Here is a 3,068-nt window from a genome sequence, read left to right as displayed (position 1 = left end):
GGTCATCAACCAGTCGCTGGCGGCGTGGTCGAGGGCTTGCAGCAAGGCCTGGCCGCCTCCGGCAAGGTCCGGCAGATCTTCGGCATGCGCCATGGCGTGCGCGGCATCGCCAAAGGCCGCAGCGGAGAGGGACGCGGGGGCAGGCCTGGTGGATCTCACGCGCCTGACGGCGGAGCAGCTCGACGCCATCGCCCGCACGCCCTCCGCGGCGCTGGGCTCGACCCGCGACAAGCCGGACGAGGTCTATTGCGCGCAAATCCTCGAAGGCTGCCGCGCGAACGACATCCGCTACTTCTTCTATGTCGGCGGCAACGACTCCGCCGACACCTGCCGCATCGTGAGCGAGAAGGCCGCAGAGGCGGGCTATGAGATGCGTTGCTTCCACGTGCCGAAGACGATCGACAACGATCTGCGCGAGAACGATCACACGCCGGGCTTCCCATCCGCCGCGCGGTTCGTGACGCTGGCGCATATGGGCGACGCGCTCGACAATGCGAGCCTCGGCGGCATCAAGATCAATGTCGTCATGGGGCGGAACGCCGGCTTTCTCACGGCTTCGGCGGCGCTGGCGCGCGGGGCTCGAGACTCCGACGCCGATCCCGCCAAGCGGCCTGCGCCGCATCTCGTCTACGTGCCCGAGGTACCGTTCGTGATGGATGAGTTCCTGGCGGACGTGGACGCGGCCTATTCGGCGCTTGGCCGCTGCCAGATCGCGGTGAGCGAGGGCATTCGCGACGCCGACGGCAAGGAGATCGGACCGCAGCTCATGCGCTCGGGCGAAGTGGACGCACATGGCAATGTGCAGCTCTCGGGCTCCGGCGCACTCGGCGATGGCTTGGCGGACTTCCTCAAGAAGGGCCTGACGCCGGAAGGCGGGAAGCCGCCGCGCGTGCGCGCCGACACGTTCGGCTATCTTCAACGTTGCTGGCCGGAGCCCTCCGCGGTGGACGCACAAGAAGCGCGCGGCGTCGGGCGGCACGCGGCGGCGCTTGCGGCAGAAGGCGATGCGGGCGCCTCGGTGACCATCGTGCGCACGTCGAACACGATCGACAGCTATCGCAGCGCCTTCGGCCGCGCGGATCTTTCGGCGGTCGCACGTCACTCCCGGCACATGCCGGACGACTTCGTGTCGGGGCGCAACAATGTCAGTGCCGCGTTCTACGACTATTGCATGCCGCTGGTGGGGGGCCTGCCCGACTTCGAGCGCCTCTAGATTTAGGACGCCTCGACCAACTCGCGGATATAGGTCGGCAGCGCGAAGGCGGCGGCCTGCATTTCCGGGCTCCAGTAGCGCGTGGGGAAGGCGCCCGCCTTCTTGTAGCGCCGCGCGATCTTCGCGAGCTTCTGAGTCCTCAGCTTCTTGTCGTCGGTGGCCCAGCCATAGGACATGGAGCCGCCGAAATAGCTCGGCGTGGTGGCGACATAAGCGAAGGCGTCATCGAACAGGTCGCGAAAATAAGTCACGGACTGCTTGAGCTCGGGCGCTTGCAGGAAGGGCAGGCCGTTCTGGGTGACGAGGATGCCGCCGGATGCGAGCGCGCGCCGGCAGTCGGTGTAGAACTCCTTGGTGAACAGCACCGCGCCCGGCCCGACCGGGTCGGTGGAATCCACCAAGATCACATCGAAGCGCTGGTCCGTCTCATGCACGAACTTGGTGCCGTCGGCGATAACCACTTTGGTACGCTTGTCGTCGTAGGCGCCGCCCGAGACGTCCGGGAAATGCTCGAGGCAAAGATCGATGACGCTGCGATCGATCTCGCACAGCGTCGCACTCTTCACCTCCGGGTGCCGCAACACCTCGCGCAGCACGCCGCCGTCGCCGCCGCCGATAATCAAGACCTTCTTCGCCTTGCCGTGGGCGAAGAGCGGCACATGCGCCATCATCTCGTGATAGACGAATTCGTCCCGGGTGGAGAGCTGGACGATACCGTCCAGCATCATCACCCGGCCGAAATCCTCATTCTCGAAGATGATCAGCTGCTGGTGCTCGGTCTCGCTATCGAAGAGGACCTTGTCCGCCTTCAGGCGGACGCGGAAGCCGCTATGGAGCGTCTCTTCGACCCACCGTTCCATCGCTGAAGTTCCTTGCCCCGAAGTTGCGTTTTGACGACCACCTTACCGGGCGAGAACGCCTCTTTCATCACGTCGATGGTCGCGTTGGGATCGGCGTCGCCGCACATGAAGACGTCGAGCGCGGCGTAACCGTACTCGGGCCAGCTATGGATCGAGATGTGCGACTCGGCAAGCACCGCGACGCCCGAGACCCCGCCATTCGGCGTGAAGCGATGCAGATGGATGTGCAGGAGAGTCGCGCCCGCCGCATCCACACACCGCTTCAGGGTATGCTCGATATGTTCTAGATCGTCGAGCCGCTCAGCACGGACGAGATCGATGATGAGATGAGTTCCGGCATAGCGGACTCCGTCTCGCTCACAGAAAAAATCCTTGCGCTCCTCTCCCATTTCGGGATCGAGGCACCTGGAATGCTTTTCTTCCGTTTGGGCGGTGCTTGAACCATGATCCAAGTCCATCCCCAATTGGAAGAGGGCGTCACTGGACATGGCGTCCTCCCCAACCAGCAGATAGATCCAGACGAACTCAAGGGCAGAGCCCCGTTCGAATAAGAGGCGGTATTTGCACCCCGTGTTCTTCGTATGCAAGAGATTTCTGGTTTGCTGGGTCAGAATGACCTGCCCGCGTTCGCCAGAGGAATTGTGACAGCCGGCTGCGGGCTCGAGCCGGCTGAGAGAGAGCCGCAATGGGTGTGAGCGTCAAGGCAACGACCGGTTTCCTGGCTGCGCTGCTCCTCGCCTCCTCGGGCGCGTGCGCCGAGTCCTTGCCGGCGCTCGGCACCGCGCTGTCGGAGACTTCGGTCTCGGGTCTGTCGTCGGGCGCCTACATGGCCGGGCAGCTCCAGATCGCCCATGCCGAGGACATCGTGGGGGCGGGCATCGTGGCGGGAGGCCCGTTCGCCTGCGCCGAGTCGGCCAACTCGCGGCTGTTTCCCTTCTGGCCGACAGCCGTGATCCAGAACGCGCCAAGGCACTCAACAGCTGCATGGACACGAC

3 protein-coding genes and 1 pseudogene are annotated in these 3,068 nt (G+C 64.7%); 2 read left to right on the top strand and 2 right to left on the bottom strand.

The window, feature by feature from the left end; all coding sequences use genetic code 11:
• The first annotated feature begins 91 nt into the window (after positions 1 to 91).
• Positions 92 to 1,213: a diphosphate--fructose-6-phosphate 1-phosphotransferase gene (locus AUC71_RS04845; protein WP_069623352.1), complete on the top strand. Its 1,122-nt coding sequence runs from the start codon at positions 92 to 94 to the stop codon at positions 1,211 to 1,213.
• A 2-nt stretch (positions 1,214 to 1,215) separates the two neighbouring features.
• Here AUC71_RS04845 and speE read toward each other — a convergent pair whose 3' ends face one another.
• Both speE and speD read right to left on the bottom strand, forming a co-directional pair.
• Complete coding sequence (speE, locus tag AUC71_RS04840) at positions 1,216 to 2,073, bottom strand: polyamine aminopropyltransferase (protein WP_069623351.1); 858 nt, start codon at positions 2,071 to 2,073, stop codon at positions 1,216 to 1,218.
• A complete protein-coding gene (gene speD / locus AUC71_RS04835; protein WP_069623353.1) occupies positions 2,022 to 2,561 on the bottom strand; it encodes an adenosylmethionine decarboxylase in 540 nt (179 codons plus the stop codon). The genes speE and speD overlap by 52 nt, the downstream gene beginning before the upstream one ends.
• Positions 2,562 to 2,758: 197 nt before the next feature.
• Here speD and AUC71_RS04830 point away from each other — a divergent pair.
• A pseudogene (locus AUC71_RS04830) lies at positions 2,759 to 3,068 on the top strand (hypothetical protein); the annotation flags it as partial.

The sequence above is a fragment of the Methyloceanibacter marginalis genome, assembly GCF_001723295.1.
Taxonomy (GTDB): Bacteria; Pseudomonadota; Alphaproteobacteria; order Rhizobiales; family Methyloligellaceae; genus Methyloceanibacter; species Methyloceanibacter marginalis.
The sequence above is the reverse complement of the archived record's forward strand: the minus strand, read 5'-3'. Positions and strand labels throughout refer to the sequence as shown.

Excerpts from the sequence above, each read along its gene's own strand:
- speE (WP_069623351.1), bottom strand. The coding sequence starts at position 2,073 with ATGGAACGGTGGGTCGAAGAGACGCTCCATAGCGGCTTCCGCGTCCGC.
- AUC71_RS04845 (WP_069623352.1), top strand. The coding sequence starts at position 92 with ATGGCGTGCGCGGCATCGCCAAAGGCCGCAGCGGAGAGGGACGCGGGG.
- speD (WP_069623353.1), bottom strand. The coding sequence starts at position 2,561 with ATGTCCAGTGACGCCCTCTTCCAATTGGGGATGGACTTGGATCATGGT.